General features: G+C 71.3%; 13 protein-coding genes and 1 pseudogene. 6 read left to right on the top strand and 8 right to left on the bottom strand.

Features of this window, described 5'->3' with window-relative positions:
- Positions 1 to 57 precede the first annotated feature (57 nt).
- Positions 58 to 1,146, bottom strand: coding sequence for a phosphoribosylformylglycinamidine cyclo-ligase (purM, locus tag IPJ59_RS02875; protein WP_366524543.1), 1,089 nt, complete (start codon positions 1,144 to 1,146; stop codon positions 58 to 60).
- Positions 1,147 to 1,378: 232 nt separating this feature from the next.
- Between purM and accD the strand changes: the two are divergent.
- Both accD and IPJ59_RS02860 read left to right on the top strand, forming a co-directional pair.
- Positions 1,379 to 2,321 (top strand): annotated as a pseudogene (gene accD, locus IPJ59_RS37515) (acetyl-CoA carboxylase, carboxyltransferase subunit beta).
- A complete protein-coding gene (locus tag IPJ59_RS02860) occupies positions 2,318 to 3,526 on the top strand; it encodes a bifunctional folylpolyglutamate synthase/dihydrofolate synthase (RefSeq protein WP_293269634.1) in 1,209 nt (402 codons plus the stop codon). Before accD ends, IPJ59_RS02860 begins: the two are co-directional and overlap by 4 nt.
- 68 nt (positions 3,527 to 3,594) lie before the next feature.
- On the opposite strand, the gene IPJ59_RS02855 is transcribed toward IPJ59_RS02860, so the two are convergent.
- Both IPJ59_RS02855 and IPJ59_RS02850 read right to left on the bottom strand, forming a co-directional pair.
- Positions 3,595 to 4,461: a metallophosphoesterase family protein gene (locus IPJ59_RS02855; protein ID WP_293269633.1), complete on the bottom strand. Its 867-nt coding sequence runs from the start codon at positions 4,459 to 4,461 to the stop codon at positions 3,595 to 3,597.
- A 13-nt stretch (positions 4,462 to 4,474) separates the two neighbouring features.
- The gene (locus IPJ59_RS02850; protein WP_293269632.1) at positions 4,475 to 5,275 is read right to left on the bottom strand and encodes a phosphoadenylyl-sulfate reductase; all 801 of its coding nucleotides are present in this window, start codon (positions 5,273 to 5,275) and stop codon (positions 4,475 to 4,477) included.
- Between the two features lie 55 nt (positions 5,276 to 5,330).
- Between IPJ59_RS02850 and aspS the strand changes: the two genes are divergently transcribed.
- Both aspS and lnt read left to right on the top strand, forming a co-directional pair.
- Positions 5,331 to 7,130: an aspartate--tRNA ligase gene (gene aspS / locus IPJ59_RS02845; protein ID WP_293269631.1), complete on the top strand. Its 1,800-nt coding sequence runs from the start codon at positions 5,331 to 5,333 to the stop codon at positions 7,128 to 7,130.
- A 1-nt stretch (position 7,131) separates the two neighbouring features.
- Positions 7,132 to 8,736 carry an apolipoprotein N-acyltransferase gene (gene lnt, locus IPJ59_RS02840; RefSeq protein ID WP_293269630.1) on the top strand — a complete coding sequence of 535 codons (1,605 nt, stop codon included), beginning with the start codon at positions 7,132 to 7,134 and terminating at the stop codon, positions 8,734 to 8,736.
- A gap of 6 nt (positions 8,737 to 8,742) precedes the next feature.
- Here the strand turns inward: lnt and IPJ59_RS02835 are convergent, their stop codons facing one another.
- Both IPJ59_RS02835 and IPJ59_RS02830 read right to left on the bottom strand, forming a co-directional pair.
- Positions 8,743 to 9,306, bottom strand: a complete 564-nt coding sequence (locus IPJ59_RS02835; protein WP_293269629.1) for a hypothetical protein — start codon at positions 9,304 to 9,306, stop codon at positions 8,743 to 8,745.
- Positions 9,307 to 9,347: 41 nt separating this feature from the next.
- Complete coding sequence (locus IPJ59_RS02830; RefSeq protein WP_293269628.1) at positions 9,348 to 9,716, bottom strand: arsenate reductase family protein; 369 nt, start codon at positions 9,714 to 9,716, stop codon at positions 9,348 to 9,350.
- Positions 9,717 to 9,997: 281 nt separating this feature from the next.
- Here IPJ59_RS02830 and IPJ59_RS02825 point away from each other — a divergent pair, with 281 nt between their 5' ends.
- A complete protein-coding gene (locus IPJ59_RS02825) occupies positions 9,998 to 11,497 on the top strand; it encodes an OmpA family protein (RefSeq protein ID WP_293269626.1) in 1,500 nt (499 codons plus the stop codon).
- 185 nt (positions 11,498 to 11,682) lie between these two features.
- On the opposite strand, the gene IPJ59_RS02820 is transcribed toward IPJ59_RS02825, so the two are convergent.
- Positions 11,683 to 13,626: an ATP-binding protein gene (locus IPJ59_RS02820; RefSeq protein WP_293254622.1), complete on the bottom strand. Its 1,944-nt coding sequence runs from the start codon at positions 13,624 to 13,626 to the stop codon at positions 11,683 to 11,685.
- Between the two features lie 107 nt (positions 13,627 to 13,733).
- Positions 13,734 to 14,708, bottom strand: a complete 975-nt coding sequence (locus IPJ59_RS02815) for a serine/threonine-protein kinase (RefSeq protein WP_293254619.1) — start codon at positions 14,706 to 14,708, stop codon at positions 13,734 to 13,736.
- 284 nt (positions 14,709 to 14,992) lie between these two features.
- Between IPJ59_RS02815 and IPJ59_RS02810 the strand changes: the two genes are divergently transcribed.
- Positions 14,993 to 18,310 (top strand): serine/threonine-protein kinase, encoded by a 3,318-nt coding sequence (locus IPJ59_RS02810; RefSeq protein ID WP_293269625.1) that lies wholly within the window; start codon positions 14,993 to 14,995, stop codon positions 18,308 to 18,310.
- Between the two features lie 135 nt (positions 18,311 to 18,445).
- On the opposite strand, the gene IPJ59_RS02805 is transcribed toward IPJ59_RS02810, so the two are convergent.
- Positions 18,446 to 19,720 carry a 30S ribosomal protein S1 gene (locus tag IPJ59_RS02805; RefSeq protein ID WP_293254613.1) on the bottom strand — a complete coding sequence of 425 codons (1,275 nt, stop codon included), beginning with the start codon at positions 19,718 to 19,720 and terminating at the stop codon, positions 18,446 to 18,448.
- Between the last annotated feature and the right edge of the window lie 81 nt (positions 19,721 to 19,801).

The raw sequence follows: 19,801 nt of genomic DNA, 5'->3' as shown, positions 1-19,801 counted from the left end.
GCAGGGACGCCGCCGCGGGCAAGTGAGACAGGTCCGATCCGCGCCGATCAACGCCGATCAGGGGTCGCTGGTGAAGCTGCCGCCGCCGAGCCAGACCCCGCCGCGCACGCGCACCTGCGGCTCGCCCGCGCTGGCGCGGGGCACCACGCGGCCCAGCGGGATCGCCTCTTCGCCGACCCGACGCAGCGTCGCCTGCACGAGCGCCTCGTGCTCCGGATCGACGTAGAGGATCATGCCGACGCCGCCGTTGAAGGTGCGCAGCAGCTCCCGCGGCGCCACCCCCTGCGCCGCGATCGCGGCCAGCACCGGCGGACATGGCACTTGGGACAGGTCGAGCTCGAGCGCCAGGCTCTCGGCCAGCGCCCGCTGCGGATTCTCGAGCAGGCCGCCGCCGGTGATGTGGGCCGCGCCGTGCAGCGGCGCCTCGACCAGTCGCCGCAGCGGACCGACCGCATACTCGTAGATCCGCGTCGGGGTCAGCAGCGCCTCGCCGACGCTGCCCCCGGTCGGGTCGCCAGGCAGCGGATCGTGCAGGCCTAGGCCCGCGTGCGCCGGATCGAGGAGGGCCTTGCGCGCCAGGCTGTAGCCGTTGCTGTGCAGCCCGCTCGCGCGCAGCCCGAGCGCGAGGTCACCGGCCTTGACCCGCCCGGGGCCGAGCAGCCGGGCGCGGTCGACCACGCCGACCGCGAACGCGGCGAGGTCGTAGTGGCCCCTCGCGTACAGCCCCGGCAGCTCCGCCGTCTCGCCGCCGAGCAGCGCGCAGCTCGACTGGCGACAGCCTTCGACCACGCCGCGGATGACCTGCTCGACGAAGTCCGGCGACAGCACGCCGCAGGCGATGTAGTCGAGCAGGAACAGCGGCTGCGCCCCGGTCACCAGCAGGTCGTTGACGCTCATCGCCACCAGGTCGATGCCGACCGTGTCGTGGCGGTCCATGGCGATCGCCACCAGCAGCTTGGTGCCGACGCCGTCGGTGCAGCTGACCAGCACCGGGTCGGTCATGCCCGTGGGCAGGCTCATCAGCCCGGCGAAGCCGCCGATGTCGTCGAGCTGCTCGGGCCGCCGCGTGCTGCCGACCAGCGCCTTGATCCTGCGCACCGCCTCGTTGCCAGCGTCGATGTCGACGCCCGCGCTCGCGTAGGTCAGATGCTGACCGCCGCGATCGCCCGCGGGGCGCGACGCCGTCGTGGTGCGCTCTGCCTGCGAAGCCGCCTGCGCGGGCGCGGCGGGATCCGAGGGACCATTGGGATCGTGGGCGGGCACGGCCAGTGACTATCAGGGCGTCGACGCGGCGACAACCGCCGCTTGCCAAGCAGGGGTCCGGCGGCGATGATTCGCGCCGGCAACGGGGGCCCGACGCGGGCCCCGAGGGAGCGCTATGGCTTGGTGGCGACGCAAGAAGCAGGCGGTGGCAGGACCGAGTGACGGCAAGGTCTCGGTGCCCCGCGGTCTGTGGACCAAGTGCGATGGCTGCGGTGAGATCACCTTCACCGCCGAGCTCGTGCAGAACCTCCGCGTGTGCCCGGTGTGCGGGCAACACCACGTGCTCCCGACCCGCGAGCGCATCGCGGCGATGCTCGACCCGGACAGCTGGGAGCCGATGGACCAAGAGCTGCGCTCCGGCGATCCGCTGCGCTTCCACGACCAGGCGCCCTACAAGGACCGCATCATCAAGGCCGAGCACAACGTCGGCCCCGGCGACGCCTTCACCTCCGGTCTCGGCCGCATCGCCGGCGTGCCCGCCAGCGTCGGCTTCTTCGTGTTCGAGTTCATGGGCGGCTCGATGGGCTCGGTGGTCGGCGAGAAGGTCACCCGCGTGTTCGAGCGGGCCCGTGAGCGCAAGATCCCCGCGGTCGTGTTCTCGGCCTCGGGCGGCGCCCGCATGCAGGAGGGCATCCTGTCGCTGATGCAGATGGCCAAGACCTCGGCCGCCCGCGGCGCGCCTGCGCGAGGCCGGCATCCCGTACATCTCGGTGTGTCTGCACCCGACCACCGGCGGCGTCGCGGCCAGCTTCGCCATGCTCGGCGACATCACGATCGCCGAGCCGCGCGCCCTGATCGGCTTCGCCGGCCCGCGCGTGGTCCAGCAGACGATCGGCCAGGAGCTGCCCGCGGGCTTCCAGCGCGCCGAGTTCCTGCTCGAGCACGGCATGATCGACCGCATCGTCAGTCGCCTCGAGATGCGCGAGCAGCTCGGCCTCATGCTGCGGCTGCTCGGCGCCGCCGGCACCCAACCCGCGGCCGTCAGCGACGACGAGCGCGTGGCGTCGGCGCAGCAGCACGCGCCCGAGTCGGTCGCCGTGCCGCTCGCCGCGGAGTGACCGTGATCCCGGCCTGGCAGCAGGCGCTGTTCGAGCGCCGCAACCTCGGCGTGAAGCTCGACCTCGAGGCCGTGCGCGCCGCCCACCTCGCCCTGGGCTCGCCGGGCCACGGCATCCCCGCGATCCACGTGCTCGGCACCAACGGCAAGGGCTCGAGCGCGGCGATGTGCGCCCACGCCCTGGGCCGCAGCGGTCGTCGCGTCGGCCTCTACACCAGCCCGCACCTGCACCGCGTCGGCGAGCGCGTGCGCGTCGACGGTGTGGCGGTCGACGACGAAGTCGTGCAGCACCTGGTCGACCGCGTGCTCGCCTGCGAGGTCCCGCGCCCGCTGACCTTCTTCGAGATCCTCACCCTCGCCGCGTTCGTGCACTTCGCCGAGCTCGGCGTCGACGCGATGGTGATCGAGGCCGGCCTCGGCGGGCGCCTCGACGCCACCCGCATCGGTCGTTACACCGCCCGCCTGTTCACCCCGATCGACATCGATCATACGGCCTACCTCGGCCCCGACCTCGCCGCGATCGCCGGCGAGAAGGCGGCCGTGATCGCCGATGGCGGCCTGATCTTCAGCGCTCCGCAGCGGCCCGAGGCCGAGGCCGTGCTGCGCGCCGTCGCGGCCCGCCACGGCGCCCTGGTCCGCTTCGTCACGCCGCTGGATCACGCCCCCTTGCCCGGCGCGCACCAGCGGATCAACGCCGCCCTCGCCCTCGCCGGAGCACAGGCGATCGACCCCACGATCACCGCCGCCGATCTCGAGGGCGTGCAGTGGCCCGGTCGCGCCGAGCGGCACGAGCTCGGCGGTGGGGCCGTGATCTTCGACGTCGCCCACAACCCGCACGGCGTCGCGGCTCTGGTCGCGCACCTGCGCGGCACGCCGGGCCAGGGCAGGGTGATCGGCTTCGGCTGCCTCGCCGACAAGGACGCCCCGGCGATGCTCGAGCAGCTCCGCGAGCTCGGCGCTCCGCTGTGGCTCATCGCCCTCCCGGGCGGTCACCCGCTCGCCGAGCTCGCCGCGGACGCGCGTCGCTTCGCCGGTCCAGACGACCCCGCGCTGCGCCCCGCGATCGCCGGGCTCCTGCGCGGCGGCGGCGAGCTGGTGGTGTGCGGCTCGCACCACCTGGTCGGCCACCTGCGGGCCGAGCTGCTCGGCGCCGAGGTCGATCCACGCCCGCTGCAGGACCCGCTCGCGCGCTCACCTGTCCTATAGGACAGACCTTCGAACGCCGCAGGCTCGGCCCCGAGCGCCGCCGTTTCACCTGTCCCGTAGGACAGACCTCAGTACGCCGCCGCCGGCTCGGCCGCGAAGGCCGCGCCGTTCCACCAGTGGTAAACGCGGGTGATCGCCCGTGGCTCGACGGTGTACAGCGAGAAGGCGCCGTGCTTGCCTGGCTCCTGGGACAGGTAGGTGCCCGAGCCGACGCCGTGCACCGGGACCGGCCGGCTCGGACCTGGCAGGGTGCCCTCGATGCGGCGGTGCTCGTGCCCGTGCAGGATCAGCTCGGCCCCGTGGCGGGCGATCACCTTGCCGAAGGCCTCGAGGTCGAGCAGCCCGTGCCGCGGCTTTGCGACCCCGGGGAGCACCGGATGGTGGATCAGCACCACCCGCGCGAGCCCCTCGCCAGCGAGCTGCGCGAGCACCCGGTCGAGGCGCGCGAGCTGCTCCTCGCCGACCTCGCCGACCGCCACCAGCGGCAGCGAGGGGATCGCGGTCGACACCCCGATCAGCGCGACGTCGCCGAGGCGCTGCACGAAGGGGTAGTCGGCGTCGTCGCGCTCGCCCTCCATGAACTCCCCGAGGAAGGTCTCGAAGCGGCGGCTACGGGCCGCGCCGCGCGTGTACGTGTCGTGGTTGCCGGGGATGACGGTGACCGGCAGCCCGACCTCGCGCAGCTTGCTGCGCACCAGCTCGAACTCCGGGGCGAGCGCGAGGTTGGTGAGGTCGCCGGTGATCACCAGGCGGTCAACCGCGTACTCGCGGGCGTGCACGACGATCTGATCGAAGAGGTTGTGGCTGTGCTTGCGCCGGCGATTGAGCAGCAGGTTCACGCCGCCGGTGAGGCGCTTGTTGAGCCATTGCCCGAGCTGCGCGCCCTTGAGGTCGAGCAGGTGGATGTCCGAGCAATGAATGAAGCGCAGCGGCATGAGGCGACCAAATCTACAGATGATGGATACCGCACTCGGTCTTGCCCTGTCCCGCCCAGCGACCGCTGCGCTCGTCGCCCGCGGCGTCGCCCACACCCACGCCCACGCCCAGGTTGGTCGGCCGGGTGCAGGGCTGGCAACCGATGCTGGTATAGCCCTCGTCGAGCAGGCGGTTGTAGGGCAGCGCGTGCGCGAGGAGGTGGTCCCAGGTGTCCTTGCGCGACCACCGGGCCAGCGGCGCGAGCTTGACGACGAGGCTGCCGTCGCTGCGCCGGGCCGTGCCGACGATCGGCGTCTGCTTGCGGGTCTCGCTCTGGTCGCGGCGCACCGCGGTGATCCAGACATCGACGAGGGTGAGGATCCGCCGCATCGGCTCGACCTTCCGGATCTCGCAGCACGTGTCGGCGTCGCGGGCGAAGAGATCAGGCCCGTGGCGCTCGGCCTGGCCGCGGATCGACAGCAGCGGCTCGATCACACGGATGTCCGCGCCCATCGCCCGATACGCGTCGCGCAGGGCGATCGTCTCGGCGAACAAATACCCGGTGTCGATCGTGTAGACCGGCACCGCGGGCTCGAGCTGTCGCGCGAGGTGGATCAGCGCGCAGCCCTCGGCGCCGAACGCCGAGCTCAACGCCACGCGTCGCCCGGCGAAGCGCTCGAAGGCCCAGGCCAGGATCTCCAGCGCCGTGGCGCCCTCGAGGCGCTCGCCGGCCGCCACCAGATCGGGCTCGGAGAACCATGCCGCGGACGATGCCCCAGACGATGTCCCAGACGATGCCGTGCCTGCCTCCCCGGCCCCAGGTACGTCGTTCACGCGCCCGGTTGTAGCAGTCTTCCCGGCCAGGCGCACCACGGTTACAGTCACGCCCATGTCCAGCTTGCTCGAGAACGGGCGCTCGCACGATTGCGGCGCCCTGCGCCACGCCGATGTCGGCGCCACAGTCGTCCTCTTCGGTTGGGTGCATCGCCGCCGCGATCACGGCGCCCTCATCTTCATCAACCTGCGCGACCGCTTCGGCATCACCCAGGTCGTGATCGACCCCGACCTCGCGCCCGCCGCCCACGCCGCCGCCGCCGTGCTGCGCGGCGAATTCTGCATCGCCGTCGCCGGCGTCGTCGTCTCGCGCGGCGACAACATCAACGCCCAGATGCCCACCGGCGAGATCGAGGTCTCCCTGCGCGAGCTCGAGGTCTTCTCCTCGGCGGACGTGCTGCCCTTCAACGTCGCCGACGACGCCGAGCTCGACGCCACCGAGACCCACCGCCTCAAGTACCGCTACCTCGACCTGCGCCGCCCCTCGCTGCAGAAGAACTTCGTGCTGCGCTCGCGCCTGGCCACGCTCACGCGCCTCACGCTCGCCGAGGCCGGCTTCCTCGAGCTCGAGACGCCCTACATGGTGAAGTACACCCCGGGCGGCGCGCGCAACTTCCTGGTGCCCAGCCGCCTGAACCCGGGCCAGTTTTACGCTCTGGCCGAGTCGCCGCAGATCTTCAAGCAGCTGTTCATGGTCGCCGGCATGGACAAGTACTTCCAGATCTGCCGCTGTTTCCGCGACGAGGACCTGCGCAACGATCGCCAGCCCGAGTTCACCCAGATCGACGTCGAGATCAGCTACGCCACGCCCGAGCGCGTGCAGGCGCCGATCGAGGCGCTCATCCGCCGGGCCTGGAAGGACATCCTCGGCGCCGAGCTGCCGCAGCAGTTCCCGCGCATGACCTGGGCCGAGGCCATGGCCCGCTACGGCAGCGACAAGCCCGACACCCGCTTCGGCCTCGAGTTCATCGACCTCAAGGACATCGTCGCCGAGTCCGGCTTTCGCATGTTCACCGGCGCGCCCTTCGTCAAGGGCCTGTGCGTCGGGCCCGAGCACAGTGAGGCGCTCACCCGCGGCCGCCTCGACAAGCTCACCGAGCTGGTCAAGAAGCGCGAGTCCGGCGGCGCCAAGGGCCTCGCGTGGGCCCGCGTGCAGGCCGATGGCAGCTGGCAGTCGCCGCTGGCCAAGAACCTCTCGGCCGAGCTCGTCGCCGCCATCAACGCTCGCATGGGCGCGTTGCCCGGATCGGTGCTGCTCATCATCGCCGACGACTTCCACGTCACCCACCAGGCCCTCAACGCGCTGCGCCTCGAGCTGCGCGACAGCCTCGATCTGGTCGCCCGCGCCGGTCGCTCGCCGTGGCAGTTCCTGTGGGTCACCGACTTCCCGCTGTTCGAGCGCACCGACAAGGGCTACGTCTCCTCGCACCACCCCTTCACCTCGCCGCGCGCGGTCGACCTCCCGCTGCTCGACAGCGACCCGGCGCAGGTGCTCGCGCAAGCCTACGACCTCGTGCTCAACGGCAACGAGATCGGCGGCGGCTCGATCCGTATCCACCGCAGCGACGTGCAGGCCAAGGTGTTCGCGGTGCTCGGCCTCAGCGAGGCCCAGATCCAGCACAAGTTCGGCTTCCTGCTCGAGGCCTTCCGCTACGGCCCGCCGCCGCACGGCGGCATCGCTCTCGGCCTCGACCGCATCTCGATGCTCATGGCCGGGGCCACCAGCCTGCGCGACGTGATCGCCTTCCCGAAGACGCAGAAGGGCACCGACCTGATGACCGGCTGCCCGTCGGGCGCCGATGACGAGCAGCTCGCCGAGCTGTTCATCCGCCAGGCGCCGCCCGAGGGCACCTGAGGTGGCGACGCCCGCCGCCAGTGAGGTCGCCCCGACGACCACCCGCGGGTGGCAGAGGCTGGTCGCCAGCTGCCTGTGCGCCGTGTGCATGGTGCTCGGCTCGCCTGACACCTCGTGGTGGTGGCTCGGCCTGGTCGGCTGGGTCCCGTGGCTGTACGCGATCGAGGGCCTCACGCCGAAGAGGGCGTTCTGGTTCGGCTGGCTCACTGGCACGATCACCGTGTTCTGGGGCTTCATCTGGCTGACCCAGCTGCTCGACAAATTCGCCGGCTTCGGCGTCGCCCCGCGCCTGTTCATCCACCTGCTCTTCGCCGCGTTCCAGGGCCTGCAGTGGGCCGCGCCGGCCGCGTTGATCGTGTGGCTGCGCCGCCGCACCGGGCGCGACGTCCTGCTGATCGCGCCGCTGTGCTGGGTCGCCGGCGAGGCCGTGCTGCCCCACGTGTTTCCGTCGTATCTCGCGCTGATGTGGTGCTACGAGCCGCGCTGGTTGCAGCTGGCGGAGATCGGCGGCGTCACCACGATCGGCCTCGCGCAGCTCAGCATCAACGCCGGCCTCTACGTGCTGCTGCGTGATTACTTCGGTGCAGCGGCCGGTCGCCGCGTGATCAACCGCGCCGCCCTCGCGACCTTCCTCGGCTGGCTGATCGGCACCCCGCTCTACGGCACCATCCGCATGGCCCAGGTCGACGCCGTCATCGCCGACTCGCCGAAGGTCAAGATCGGCGTCGTCCAGGGCAACTTCGGCATCTACGAGTGGGCCCGCGGCCGCTCCAAGTACGCCATCCTGGCCCGCCTGCAGGCCGAGTCGGCCCGGCTCGAGGCCGAGGGCGCGCAGCTGCTGCTGTGGGGCGAGACCGGCTACCCGTTCTCGCACGCGCTGCCGCGCCGCGGCGGCACCGACCTGCCCGACGGGCACCCGCGCAAGGTCCGGCGCCACTTCACGGCGCCGCTGATCTTCGGCGTCGTCACCTCGGACCCGCGGGTCAACCCCTACGCGTGGAACAGCGCGATGGTGCTGCACCGCGACGGCCACCTCGGCGATCCCTACGACAAGGTGTTCCCGCTGTACTTCGGCGAGTACGTGCCGCTGGTCGACCCGGAGTGGTACCGCAAGATGGTCCCCGCCGCCTCGTACATCAACCCGGGCGACAAGCCCGGCGTGCTCGACGTCGACGGCATGAAGTTCGGCCCGCTCATTTGTTACGAGGACATCCTGCCGCGCTTCGCCCGCGACACCGCGGCCGGGGGCATCCACGCCTTCGTCAACCTCACCAACGATTCGTGGTTCGGTAAGTCCAAGGAGCAGTATCAGCACATGGGCCTCGCCGTGCTGCGCACGATCGAGAACCGCCGCGCCCTGCTGCGATCGGTCAATGCGGGCACCAGCGTCTATGTCGATCCCAACGGGCGCATCCTCCACCAGACCGAGGTGACGGACCCTGACATCGCCGAGGACGGCCCGCTCGCGGCCACTGGCTTCGTCGCCGAGGTCCCGCTGATCGACCTCGACTACCTCACACCGTACACGCGCACCGGCGAGCTGTTCAACGGGATCATCGTCCTGCTGATCGCCGGCCTGGCGATCCGCGGTCGCGGCCGCCGCTAGCCTGCTTCAATGAAAGTGGAAGTGCAGCCCGACGAAGAAGCTGTGGCGCACCCGGTGCGCCGAGATCAGGCGGGTGTCGAGGTCGACGCCGAGGCCGATGCCCGCCGCCTTCTTCACCGTCCATTCGTAGCCGAAGCCGACCGTGCCGCCGTAGCCGGCGCGCGTCTCGCTGCTGTGCTTGGCCAGCGGCATGCGGTTGATCATGCCGAAGCCGCCGCGCAGGTACAGGCCCCGCCACAGGTAGCCGGTGGCGAGCACGTCCATCCCGAGCACCGGCTTGCTGATCGTCTCGAGATATCCGCCGATCTGTAGGCTCATGCCGAGCTTGAAGCGGTCGGTCAGGCCGGCGCCGAAGGTGAGGTGGTGGCGCAGCGCGGGCACCAGGCCGTTAGGGACGACCACGGCGCCGGGTCGCAGCGCGAGCTCGCCGTAGAAGCCCTTGCGGGGCGGCGTCTCGTAGCTGCTGGCCCGCGCCAGCTCGCCGCTCGCGTGGGCCCGGGACGGGGCGAGCAGAGGGGCGGCGAGGAGCGCGAGCGGGGCGAGGCGGAGCAGCGTGCGGCCGTAGGTCATGCCGCTCCAACGCCAGGCCCGCGGGGCCACTTACACGCAGATCACGCCCGCATCGCCGCGAGGCTCGCGGCGTACTCGTCCGCGTGAAAGCCGATCAACGCGAGCTCCCCGAGCAGCAGCAGCGGGCGGCGGATGAGCATGCCGTGGGCCGCGAGCTCGGCCCGCGCCGCGTCGTCGTCCATCGTCGCCAGCCGCCGCGCATACTCACCGCTGCGGTAGAGCTGGCCCGAGGTGTTGAACAGGCGCCGCAGCGGCACACCGGCGCGGGCCTGCAGCTCGCGCAGCGTCGCCACGCTCGGCGGGTCGGTGGCGATGTTTCGCTCGCTGTATGCGACGCCGTGCTCATCGAGCCAGCGGCGCGCCTTTCGACAGCTGTCACAGCCGGGGTACGCGTAGAAGGTCGCGCTCATGCGGGCGAAATCGTACCAGGCTTCGGGTGCATTGATTTCGCACAGGCGGCCGATTCCACGCCACGTGGCAATCGAGGACAAGCAGGATCAGGTGAATGCTCGCCGCCGTCGCCACGCCGACATGTCCCAATGGTCAGACGGTGCGAAGGTCGGGGTCGCGCTGTGTCGCGCGTCATCTGCCGCATGTCGCTGACTTTGCAAACGCAACGAAGCCAGATACAAGAGGTGGCTGCCGCCCCCACTCGGGGCATGCGCATCCCCTTCACCGAGCCGATCGAATCATGCACAAGCCCTCGTTCACCTGGGTCCCAGCCCTCGCGCTTCTCGTCACCTCGGGCACAGCCGCCGCGCAAGACCCGGCGGCGCCGGCCGCGGAGCCAGCCGCCGCGGAGCCAGCCGCCGCCGAGCCAGACACCGCCTCGGCGAGCGCCGAGGTCTCGCTGGGCGGGGCCAAGGCCGACGCGAAGGCCAACAAGAAGAAGAACAAGGGCGACGCCAGCGGCGAGCCGTGGATCAAGCGCTATCGACCGACGGCCCACCAGATGGAGGCGGGCATCTATGGCGGCATCATGCTCCCCAACGCAGATCACGAGCTCTGGGACGCGGCCCCAACCACCACCTGGCAGTCCTACAAGAAGCTCGCCCCGGACCTCGGCCTGCGCTTCGGCTACTACCCGCTGTCCTTCCTCGGCCTCGAGGTCGAGGGCGGCGTCATGCCGACCAAGCTGCGGGACGGCAGCTCCAACGCGCTGCTCGGGGCCTTCCGCGGCTACGGCATCGTCCAGCTGCCGTACCGCATCGCGCCCTTCGCCCTCGCCGGCTTCGGCGTGATGGGCACCACCGGCAGCTCGGTCGGCAAGGACCAGGACCCCGCGCTGCACTTCGGCGGCGGCGTGAAGTTCTACATCAACCGGCTGCTGGCCCTGCGCCTCGACGTCCGCGACAACGTCACCGCCCGGCACCAGATCGACAATGGCCGCACGCACCACGTCGAGGTGCTGCTCGGCCTGTCCTTCCTGCTCAACCGCAAGAAGCCCGCGAAGGAGAAGGACAAGGACAGCGACGGCGACGGCTTCTTCGACAGCGTCGACAAGTGCGTCAACCTGGCCGGCGTGGCGCCCGATGGCTGCCCGCTCGCCGGCCCGATCGACAGCGATGGCGACGGCTTCTTCGACCCCGACGACAGCTGCGTCAACGACCCGGGCACCGCCCCGGATGGCTGCCCGGACAGCGACGGCGACGGCTTCAAGGACCCCGCCGACAAGTGCCCGCAGGTCGCCGGTGTGGCGCCCGACGGCTGCCCGCCGCCCGACAAGGACGGCGACGGTATCCTCGACCCGAACGACCAGTGCATCGACATCCCCGAGACCAAGAACGGCTACAAGGACAGCGACGGCTGCGCCGACGAGGTCCCGAAGGCCGTCGCCAAGTTCGCCGGCGTCATCAAGGGCATCTACTTCGACGTCGACAAGGACACGATCAAGCCGGCCTCGAAGACCACCCTCGACGCCGCGGTCAAGGTGCTCAAGGACTTCGACGACGTGCACGTCGAGATCAGCGGTCACACGGACAGCGACGGCAACCGCGAGCACAACGTCGACCTGTCGCGCCGCCGCGCCGAGTCGGTGAAGAAGTACCTGGTCGACAAGGGCATCGCCGAGAGCCGCCTGAGCACCCGCGGCGCCGGGCCGGACGAGCCGATCGCCGCCAACGACACCAAGAAGAACAAGGCGCTCAACCGGCGCATCGAGTTCAAGCTCCAGGGCGCGCTCGGCAAGTAGCCGCCGCCGCAGACACGGGCGCCTGTCCTCGCCGCGGCGAGGTCAGGCGTCGTCCTCGTTAGCCGGCTCGGGCAGGCGGCTGGCCGCCGATGTCGAAGAGCAGGCCCTGACACGGCTCGATGGGGTTCGGGGCTTCAGGCACGCGCCGGGCCGCGCCGATGTCGATGGGCTGGCCTCGGGCGGCGTCAGGCGCGGGCGCGTCGGGCCGCGCCGATGTCGACGGGGATCCGCACCGTAAAGGTGGAGCCGCGGCCCGGGGCGCTCACGGCCTGGATCGAGCCGCGCATCATCTGGCAGTAGTGCCGGCTGATCGACAGGCCGAGCCCGGTGCCGCCGTATTTGCGGGTCGTCGACTCGTCGGCCTGACGAAACGGCTGGAACAGCTCCTCGAGGCGCTCGCCGACGATGCCGATGCCCGAGTCCTCGACCTCGAGGTGCAGCCACTCGCCGCCCGGGCCGCGCGACCTGCGGACGGCCAGGCGCACCTTCCCGTCGTGGGTGAACTTGCAGGCGTTCGACAGCAGGTTCAGGGCGACCTGCTTGAGCTTGGTGCGGTCGGTGTGCAGGGTGCCGAGGCCGGCGCTGAGGTCGAGCGAGAGCGTGTTGCGGTTGCGGGCCGCGAGCGGCGCGATGGTGGCGACGACCTCGTCGAGCAGCTCGCGCGCGTCGAAGGGCTCGACGAAGAGCTCCATCTTGCCGGCCTCGATCTTGGAGACGTCGAGGATGTCGTCGATGAGCGCGAGCAGGTGGCGGGCCGCGGCCCGGATGTTGCCGAGGTCGCCGAGGTTGAGCACCGCGGCGTCGTGGCTCTCCTCCTCGATGAGCTCGCTGTAGCCGATGATCGCGTTCAGCGGCGTGCGCAGCTCGTGGCTCATGTTGGCCAGGAAGGCGCTCTTGGCCTTGCTGGCGTCGATCGCGTGGTCGCGGGCGGCGACCAGCTTCTCGTTGACCGTCTTGAGCTGGGCGTTGACGTGCTCGAGCTCCGCGGTCCGGTCGCGGACGCGGCCCTCGAGCTCGTCGTGCGCGGCGCGCAGCGCCAGCTGAGCGAGCTTCTGCTCGGTGATGTCGTTGACGATCGCCAGCAGGTGGTCGCTGTTCTGGAAGCGGAAGCGGGAGCCGCGGATCTCGACGTGGTAGTGCTGACCGTCCTTGGCGAGGCCGGTCTTCTCCGCGAGGTAGTGGCCGTGGCCGTGGACCCGCTCGCGAAACTCGGCGAAAAAGCCCGGGTCGGTGATGAGCCCGGCGACCGCGCTGCCGGCCAGCTCCGCCGAGTCGTAGCGGAACAGCCGCGACGCGGCCGGGTTGGACTGCACGATCTGGCCGTCGTCGGCGAGGATGAGCAGGCCGTTGGTGCCAGCCTCGAAGATGCCGCGGTACTGCTCCTCGCGGCTGCGCAGCTCGTCCTCCTGCTTCTTGCGCGAGAAGAAGCCCGGGATCTCGTAGCGCACCGGGTGCTGCGGCGGCGCCGGCTGGCTCTGGAAGTAGGCCTGGATGTACTCCTCGATGCGCGTCGGGTGGGCCATGATGAAGCGACACGCGTCGTCGCCCTTGGCCCGGCACATGATCTCGGCGGACACGAGCGGCACGTCGAAGCTCGCCTCGCACCAGCCCGAGGAGTAGCCCGCGTTCATCACACACACCGGGAAGTCGGTGTGCTTGCCCTCGCTGAGCCAGCTGTCGCACTCGAACGAGTACGGGTGGTCGTAGAGGAGGTAGAAGTTCTCGTCGGGCGAGGGCTTGCTCTCGGCCGAGATGTCGACGAAGGCCCAACCGGCGTGGGCGAAGTGGATCGGCCCCGCCGAGAGTTTGGCGATCGGATCTTCCAGGTGCATGCGCTCGGCGAAGTCACGCGCGTCCGAGAGTCCCATCGCGTGCGCGATGTCGAAGAGCAGGCTGCGCGCGACGGACACGGCCTCGGCCTCGCCCTTGTCGCTGTACAGGCGCTGGATCATCTCGAAGAACTCGACGGACATCGCGCGCGCCCGCACGAGCATGTAGCGCTGGCCGAAGATCTCGATGCGCGCCTGCTCCGGGTTATCGAGGCGCTCGGCGAAGAAGCGCCCCACGTAGGCCTGCGCTTGCTCGAAGAGGCCCTCGAAGGGCGGCGGCACTCGGACCGTCTTTAGCACTCGGCGCGAATATACACGCCTCGCGACTTTCCTTCACGATCGATGCAGTGCTTGCACGTGCATCAAGGGGAGGGGGGTCCTGGTCGCGCGCAACCCGCAGCGGGACCTCAGATTTCGTGGAGCGGCGCGTCGAGGGCGGCGATCATGTCGGCGGCGCTCTGGAAGCGTGCTGACGGCCGCTTGGCGCAGGCACGGGCGACCAGACGATCGACGCGCTGCGCCAGCTCGGGCGGGGTATCGCTGGCCATCCGGGCGCTCGGCGGGCCCGGGTCGGCCTCGCGTTGGGCCGCCAGCAAGCTGGCCAGCGGCGCGTCCACGAGGTCCTCGAAGGGCAGGGTGCCAGTACACAGTTCGTACAGGCTCATCCCCACGGCGTAGAGATCCGCGCGAGCGTCGACCGCCGCGCCAGCGACCGTCTGCTCCGGCGCCATGTAGTTCGGGTCTCCGCAGAGCACCTCGAGCTTGGCCCCCGGGACCCGGACCGCGTCGGGTCCGTCGAGGTCGAGGGCGATGCCGAGGTCGAGCAACTTGGTCGTCAGGTAGCGGGTGTTGGGGTCGCGGGTGACGAACATGTTGGCCGGCTTCACGTCGCGGTGGACCACCCGACAGTCGTGGCAGTACTGCAGCGCCGCGAGCACCTGACCGAGCACGCGTCGCAGCGCGGCCCACGGCAGCGCCTGCCCGCGCGCGCGAGAGCCCTCGAGCAGGCGCAGGGCGTCGGTGCCGGGCAAATACTCCATCGCCATCCAGGCCGCCTCGCCGTCGGCGCCGCAGCCCATGTCGTAGACCCGCACGAGGCTCGGATGCAGCAGGCGAGCCCCGAGCAGGGCCTCACGGCGGAAGCGGCGGCGTTCGCCAGCGGGCACGTCGGGGCGCATGACCTTGAGGGCCACATGCCGCTCGAGGACGCGATCGTGGGCCTGGTAGACCTGGCCCATCCCGCCGGCGCCGACCAGACGCAGGACCTCATAGCGGCCGTCGCCGACCTGCGTGCCCGGTTCGCCCACGACGCGGGCGCCAGGGGCCGCGAGAACATCGTCACGCGACCACGTGAGGGTCGGGCGGGTTGCCTGCGACTGCACCCGCGCAGGCTACAGTGCACGCGCTCCAGGGCGAAAAACTCGACGAAATGTAGGTGCGAGTAACACCGCGCCCGTGCCCACGTGACCCGGTTCGGCGGCGCGGCGCGAGGGATCGAGCGCGCGAATGCGGTGCGCGAGAGCGGTGCGAGTACGTCGCGCGGGCGCGCGGGTCGCCGTGTCGCGCACGAGTGTCGCCGCGATGCGACAGGCCGTGCTTGACACCCCACGGCCCCAGTCGTGATCCTGGCTCAAGTTTGGCGGCGGGCGGCAGCAGCACACGGTTCATGACCGAGGCCCAGGGGCGCGTCGGCCGGTGGCTACGCAACAAGTGGCACCTGGACTCGCTGATCGCCATCGGTGGGATGGCGGCGGTCTACGCGAGCACCCACCGCAACGGCGCGCGTGCGGCGATCAAGATGCTGCACTCGCAGTACACGCGCAACGAACAGGCGAGACGACGCTTCCTCGCCGAGGGCTACGCGGCCAACAAGGTCGGACATCGCAACGCCGTGCTGGTCCTCGATGACGACGCCACCGAGGACGGCGAGGTCTACCTCGTGATGGAGCTGCTGGACGGTGAGTCGCTCGAGGGCCGCCTCGAGCGAGTGGGGGTGATGAGCCCCATGGAGGTGCTCGAGCTCACCGATGCGTTGCTCGAGGTGCTCGCGTGCGCCCACCCCAAGGGCATCCTGCACCGCGACATCAAGCCCGCGAACATCTACCTCACCCGTGACGGCGCCGTGAAGCTCCTCGACTTCGGCCTCGCCCGCGTCCGCGAGCTGTCGGCCGAGGCGATGGACCAGAGCGACGGCATCGTCTTCGGCACGGTCTCGTACATCGCCCCCGAGCAGGCGCGGGCCGACAACCAGAACCTCGACGCACGCAGCGACATGTGGTCGATCGCCGCGACCATGTTTCGGGCGCTCTCGGGCGAGACGGTGCACCCGTCGACCGGGCCGGTCATCGATCGCCTGATGGCCGTGGCCCGCAAGCCGCCGCGCTCGATCGCCAGCGTCGTTCCGCATCTGCCACGTCAGGTGATCGAGCTGGTCGACCGGGCCCTCGCCTTCGATCCGGAGAACCGCTGGCCCAGCTGCAACGTGATGCGGGTCGTCGTGCAGGACGTGATGGCCCAGCTGCGCGAGGAGGCCGAGGCGCAGGCCAACGCCGACGACGAGATGACCGGGATGTTCACCCGCCCGCCGCACGGTCTGCCGCCGCCGATGCGGCACCGCACGGGCCACGATCTGCCCGCGGTGCGCAGCGGTGCTGGGCCGGTGGCCCCGCCGCAGCAGCAGCGGCCCAAGACCGATCCGGTGGCCCTGTCGACGCGGCCCAAGAACCTCCCGCTCGACGATCCGGACGAGGTCGACCTCGACGTCGATCTGGAGACCGCCCCGCGTCCCGAGGCACGTGGCCGGCGCTCGCGGACGCTGCTCACCAAAGAGGGCCGGGCCGAGCTGCGACGGATCCTCGACGCTCGCAAGGCCGGCGCCGACGTTCGCCTCGACGAGCCCACGCCGCGTCCGGCACCGAGTCCGGTCCAGGCCCGCGTGGTACCGGGGCCCAGCGAGTCGGGCACCGCCGACATCGACGTCGAGGTCGAGGACTCGATCATCGAGGTGACGATCGACCACACCCACCGCGCCCGTCCGGGCCCGATCGCAGAGGCCCTGGCCGACCACACCACGCCGGCACCGGTGCGCGCCGACCGAGCCACCGGGAGCTTCGTGGCTGTCGCAGAGGACAGGCGTTCAGCCGGCAGCGTCCCGGCTGGCGCGGAAGACAGGCGCTCGACCGGCACGTTCCCGGCCGTCGCGGAGGACCGGCGTTCGCCGGCAGGCGCGGAGGACCGGCGCGCGACAAACACCTTCTCGGCGGTGCCGTCGGGCGAGCAGGCGGCCCGGGCGAGCGGTGGCCTCGAGGACAGTCGTTCGCGCCGGGAGGCGGCCGCGGGTCGGCCGGTGGCCGCGAGTCAACCTGTCCCGGAGGACAGGCGGACCGCGGCCACGGCGTCGTACCCGACCCTCGGCGGCGCGACCTCGAAGCCGATCCAGCCGCAGCCGCGGGGCGACGCCCAACGACCGTCGCCTCGTGACGACGACATCACCCGCGTCGCCGCGGTGCCGACGGCTCTCGCGCCCGTGTCCGGAGAGCTGGGCTCGCGCGGACCCGGTGAGATCACGCGAGTTGGCGCCGCGCCGGCACCACCAGCCCCGCCGAACGCGATGCGGAGTGGGCCTGCTCCGCGAGCACCCGAGCCCGTGCGTCCAGGCGCGACCCTTCACGACACCTTGCGGCCGAAGACGATCCCGCCGGTGTCGCGTCCGACACCGACACCGCCGCCGCGTCCACCGGCCGCCGATTCGCTGCGTCCGCCGACACCGCCGCCGCGTCGCCCGGAGGCGATCAAGCCAGATGCAAGGCCAGCCGCGGCGAAGCCCGAGCCCACGCCTGAGCCGACGAAGGTGGCGGCGCAGCCCGAGGCGAGGCAAGCACCACCAGAAGCGAGAGCCGCGGTGCCAGCGGCGAAGCCGGTCACGCCCGAGGTGAAGCCCGAGTTGAAGGCATCGGCCGAGGCGGCGAGGCCGGGGGCGAAGCCCGAGGTGAAGCCAGCCGCCGTGAAGCCGGAGCCGACGGCGGTGGTCGTCAGGCCCGACCCGGCCAACGAGCCAACGCCTGTGCCCGCAGCTGCGCAGGCGCGAGCCGGGCTGTTTGCGGCTCCGCCGTCACGGACCGTTGTGACGCCCCGAGCTCCCGCGAGTCCGGGCGGGCCCGTCGAGCCGCAGCGTGTCGTGACGGCGAACGCTCCCGACCCCGCGCGCAGCCCGGCACCCGCACCGGGCATCGCGGGTCTGCCAGCACGAGGCGCGGCGCGGCCAGCCGTGAGTGAGCCCGTCAAGGTCGAGGCCCCGCAGCAACGCTCGCCGGCAGGGCCCGCAGCGCCGCACGCAGCCCCGAGTGCGACGCAGTCATCGAGCGGTGCCGCCACGCCAGCAGCAGCGGCAACAGCTCCAACCGTCGCAGCCGCGCCAGCCGCCACGACCACGAAGCCCACCGCAGCCACGCCAGCCGCCGCGGAGCCGAAACCCGCAACAGCGCCAGTGGCGACCGCGAAGCCCGCCACAGCAGCGCCGGTCGCCGCGACCGCGAAGCCCGCCACAGCAGCACCCGCAGCAGCACCCGCAGCAGCGCCGGTCGCCGCGACCGCGAAGCCCGCCACAGCAGCAGCGCCGGCCGTCACGGCACCAGCGAAACCCGCCGCCGCAGCGCCAGCCGCCGCGGTCGCCGTACCTGTCGCAGGCCCGGTGCACCCGAACGCCGCAGCCGCAGCCCGAACCGCCGCCCACCCGACGATCTCGGCCGAACCATCACCTGTCCCAAGGGACAGTCCGGTCGAGTCCGCCGCACGCGCCGCGGCCCCGACCGCTGCGCATCCCGTCGTGCATCCCGAGGAGGGCGCCTCACGCGAGCCCAAGGCCAAGGCCGGCGCGCCCACGCTGCCCTTCAGCTTCCTGCGCCCGGGCCCCGCGTCGCGTCCAGGCGAGCCCGCGAGCGAACCCCCGCGCGGTGACGGCGTACCGCCGCGCAAGAAGAGCTGACGCGCCAGCTCCCGGCGCGACGCTCACAAGTGACGGCGCCACGCAAGAAGAGCTGACGCGCCAGCTCCCGGCGCGCCGACACGCGCCGGCGTACCGCCGCGCAAGAAGAGCTGACGCGCCAGCTCCCGGCGACGTTCACACGCGACGCCGGCGACCATCGTCGCGCGACGACGCATTCGCCGGGCTCTGCGAATTCCCCGGGTTCGCCGCTGGGGCGCCGCGGGGCGCCGGGGGCAGCTTCACCTCGAGGCCCTTGAGCAGCTCGCCGAGGCTGCCCATGCCCTTGCCGGACTTCTTGTTCTGCTGGGCGAAGCTCTTGTAGTTGCTGCGCTCCTCGGCCGCGGCGACGCCCTTGATGCTGAGCCGCAGCTTGCCGGTCTTGTGATCGCGGCTGAGCACGACGACCTCGACCTCCTTGCCGATCGGGAAGCTGCGCTTGGGGTCGGCGCCGTGGGGGATGCCGAGCTCGTTGGTGGGCACCAGGCCGCGGCCCTGCTCGGTGTCGACGAACACGCCGAATTGCGCGACCTCTGCGACCTTGCCGGTGAGCATGGTGTCGGCCGAGACGCTGGTCTGCTCCGGCTGATCCGCGGACTTCATCGACAGGCTGATCTTGAGGTCGCCGCCGGTGCCGCGCGGGTCGAGCGCGACGACCCGCACCTTGACCGCCTCGCCGACCTTGATCACGTCCTCGACACGATCGACGCGGCCGTGCCCGAGCTCAGAGATGTGGACCAAACCCTCGATGCCGCCGAGGTCGATGAAGGCGCCGTAGGGCTGGATCGACTGCACGATGCCGTCGAGCTCGGCGCCAACGACGAGGCGCTCGCGCACCGCCCGGGCCTGGTTCTCGCGCTCGTCCTTCATCACCGCCTTGCGCGAGACGATCACGCTGCGGCCGTTGTCGCGGACCTCCATCACCTTGAAGAAGTACTTCTGGCCGACGAAGTTCTCGAGCTCCTGGACGAAGCCGATGTCGATCTGCGAGGCGGGGCAGAACGCGCGTACGCCCCCGATCTCGACCTCGAGGCCGGCCTTCACGGCCTTGCTGACGGTGCCCTCGATCGGCACGCCGCTCTGCTGGGCGAGCTCGAGGACCTGGGTGTCGACGCCGCCCCTGCCGAGCTGCACGACCAGGAGGATGCCGTCGCGGCCGGCGGACGCCACCGTGGCGCGCAGCTTGTCGCCGACCTTGACCTTGAGCTTGCCCTCCTTGTCGGTGACCTGCTCGCGCTCGATGCGGGCCTCGGCCTTGGCGCCGATGTCGACGAACACGCTGTCGCTGCCGATCTCGGCGACGACGCCTTCGACCATCTGCCCGGGTCGCACGCGTCGCGCCCCGTTCTTCGCCGTGTTGGCGGCGGTGGCTTCAAACATCTGCGCAAAGTCGTCGTCTTGCTGGGCGGCCATGGGGGGCCCAGCTTGGCAAAACGCGCACGCGCAAACAAGGCCCGATCGGCGGCCAATGTGAGGCCAATCGGGGGCCAGCAG

The sequence above is a fragment of the Nannocystis sp. genome (assembly GCF_016714285.1).
Classification (GTDB): domain Bacteria; phylum Myxococcota_A; class Polyangia; order Nannocystales; family Nannocystaceae; genus Nannocystis.
Note: the sequence above shows the minus strand (reverse complement) of the source record. Positions and strands in the feature narration are given on the sequence as shown.

Bases quoted from the DNA above. Each gene is read 5' to 3' on its own strand.
- IPJ59_RS02835 (WP_293269629.1), bottom strand. From the start codon at position 9,306: ATGACCTACGGCCGCACGCTGCTCCGCCTCGCCCCGCTCGCGCTCCTC.
- IPJ59_RS02825 (WP_293269626.1), top strand. From the start codon at position 9,998: ATGCACAAGCCCTCGTTCACCTGGGTCCCAGCCCTCGCGCTTCTCGTC.
- IPJ59_RS02855 (WP_293269633.1), bottom strand. From the start codon at position 4,461: ATGCCGCTGCGCTTCATTCATTGCTCGGACATCCACCTGCTCGACCTC.
- IPJ59_RS02805 (WP_293254613.1), bottom strand. From the start codon at position 19,720: ATGGCCGCCCAGCAAGACGACGACTTTGCGCAGATGTTTGAAGCCACC.
- IPJ59_RS02810 (WP_293269625.1), top strand. From the start codon at position 14,993: ATGACCGAGGCCCAGGGGCGCGTCGGCCGGTGGCTACGCAACAAGTGG.
- IPJ59_RS02830 (WP_293269628.1), bottom strand. From the start codon at position 9,716: ATGAGCGCGACCTTCTACGCGTACCCCGGCTGTGACAGCTGTCGAAAG.
- aspS (WP_293269631.1), top strand. From the start codon at position 5,331: ATGTCCAGCTTGCTCGAGAACGGGCGCTCGCACGATTGCGGCGCCCTG.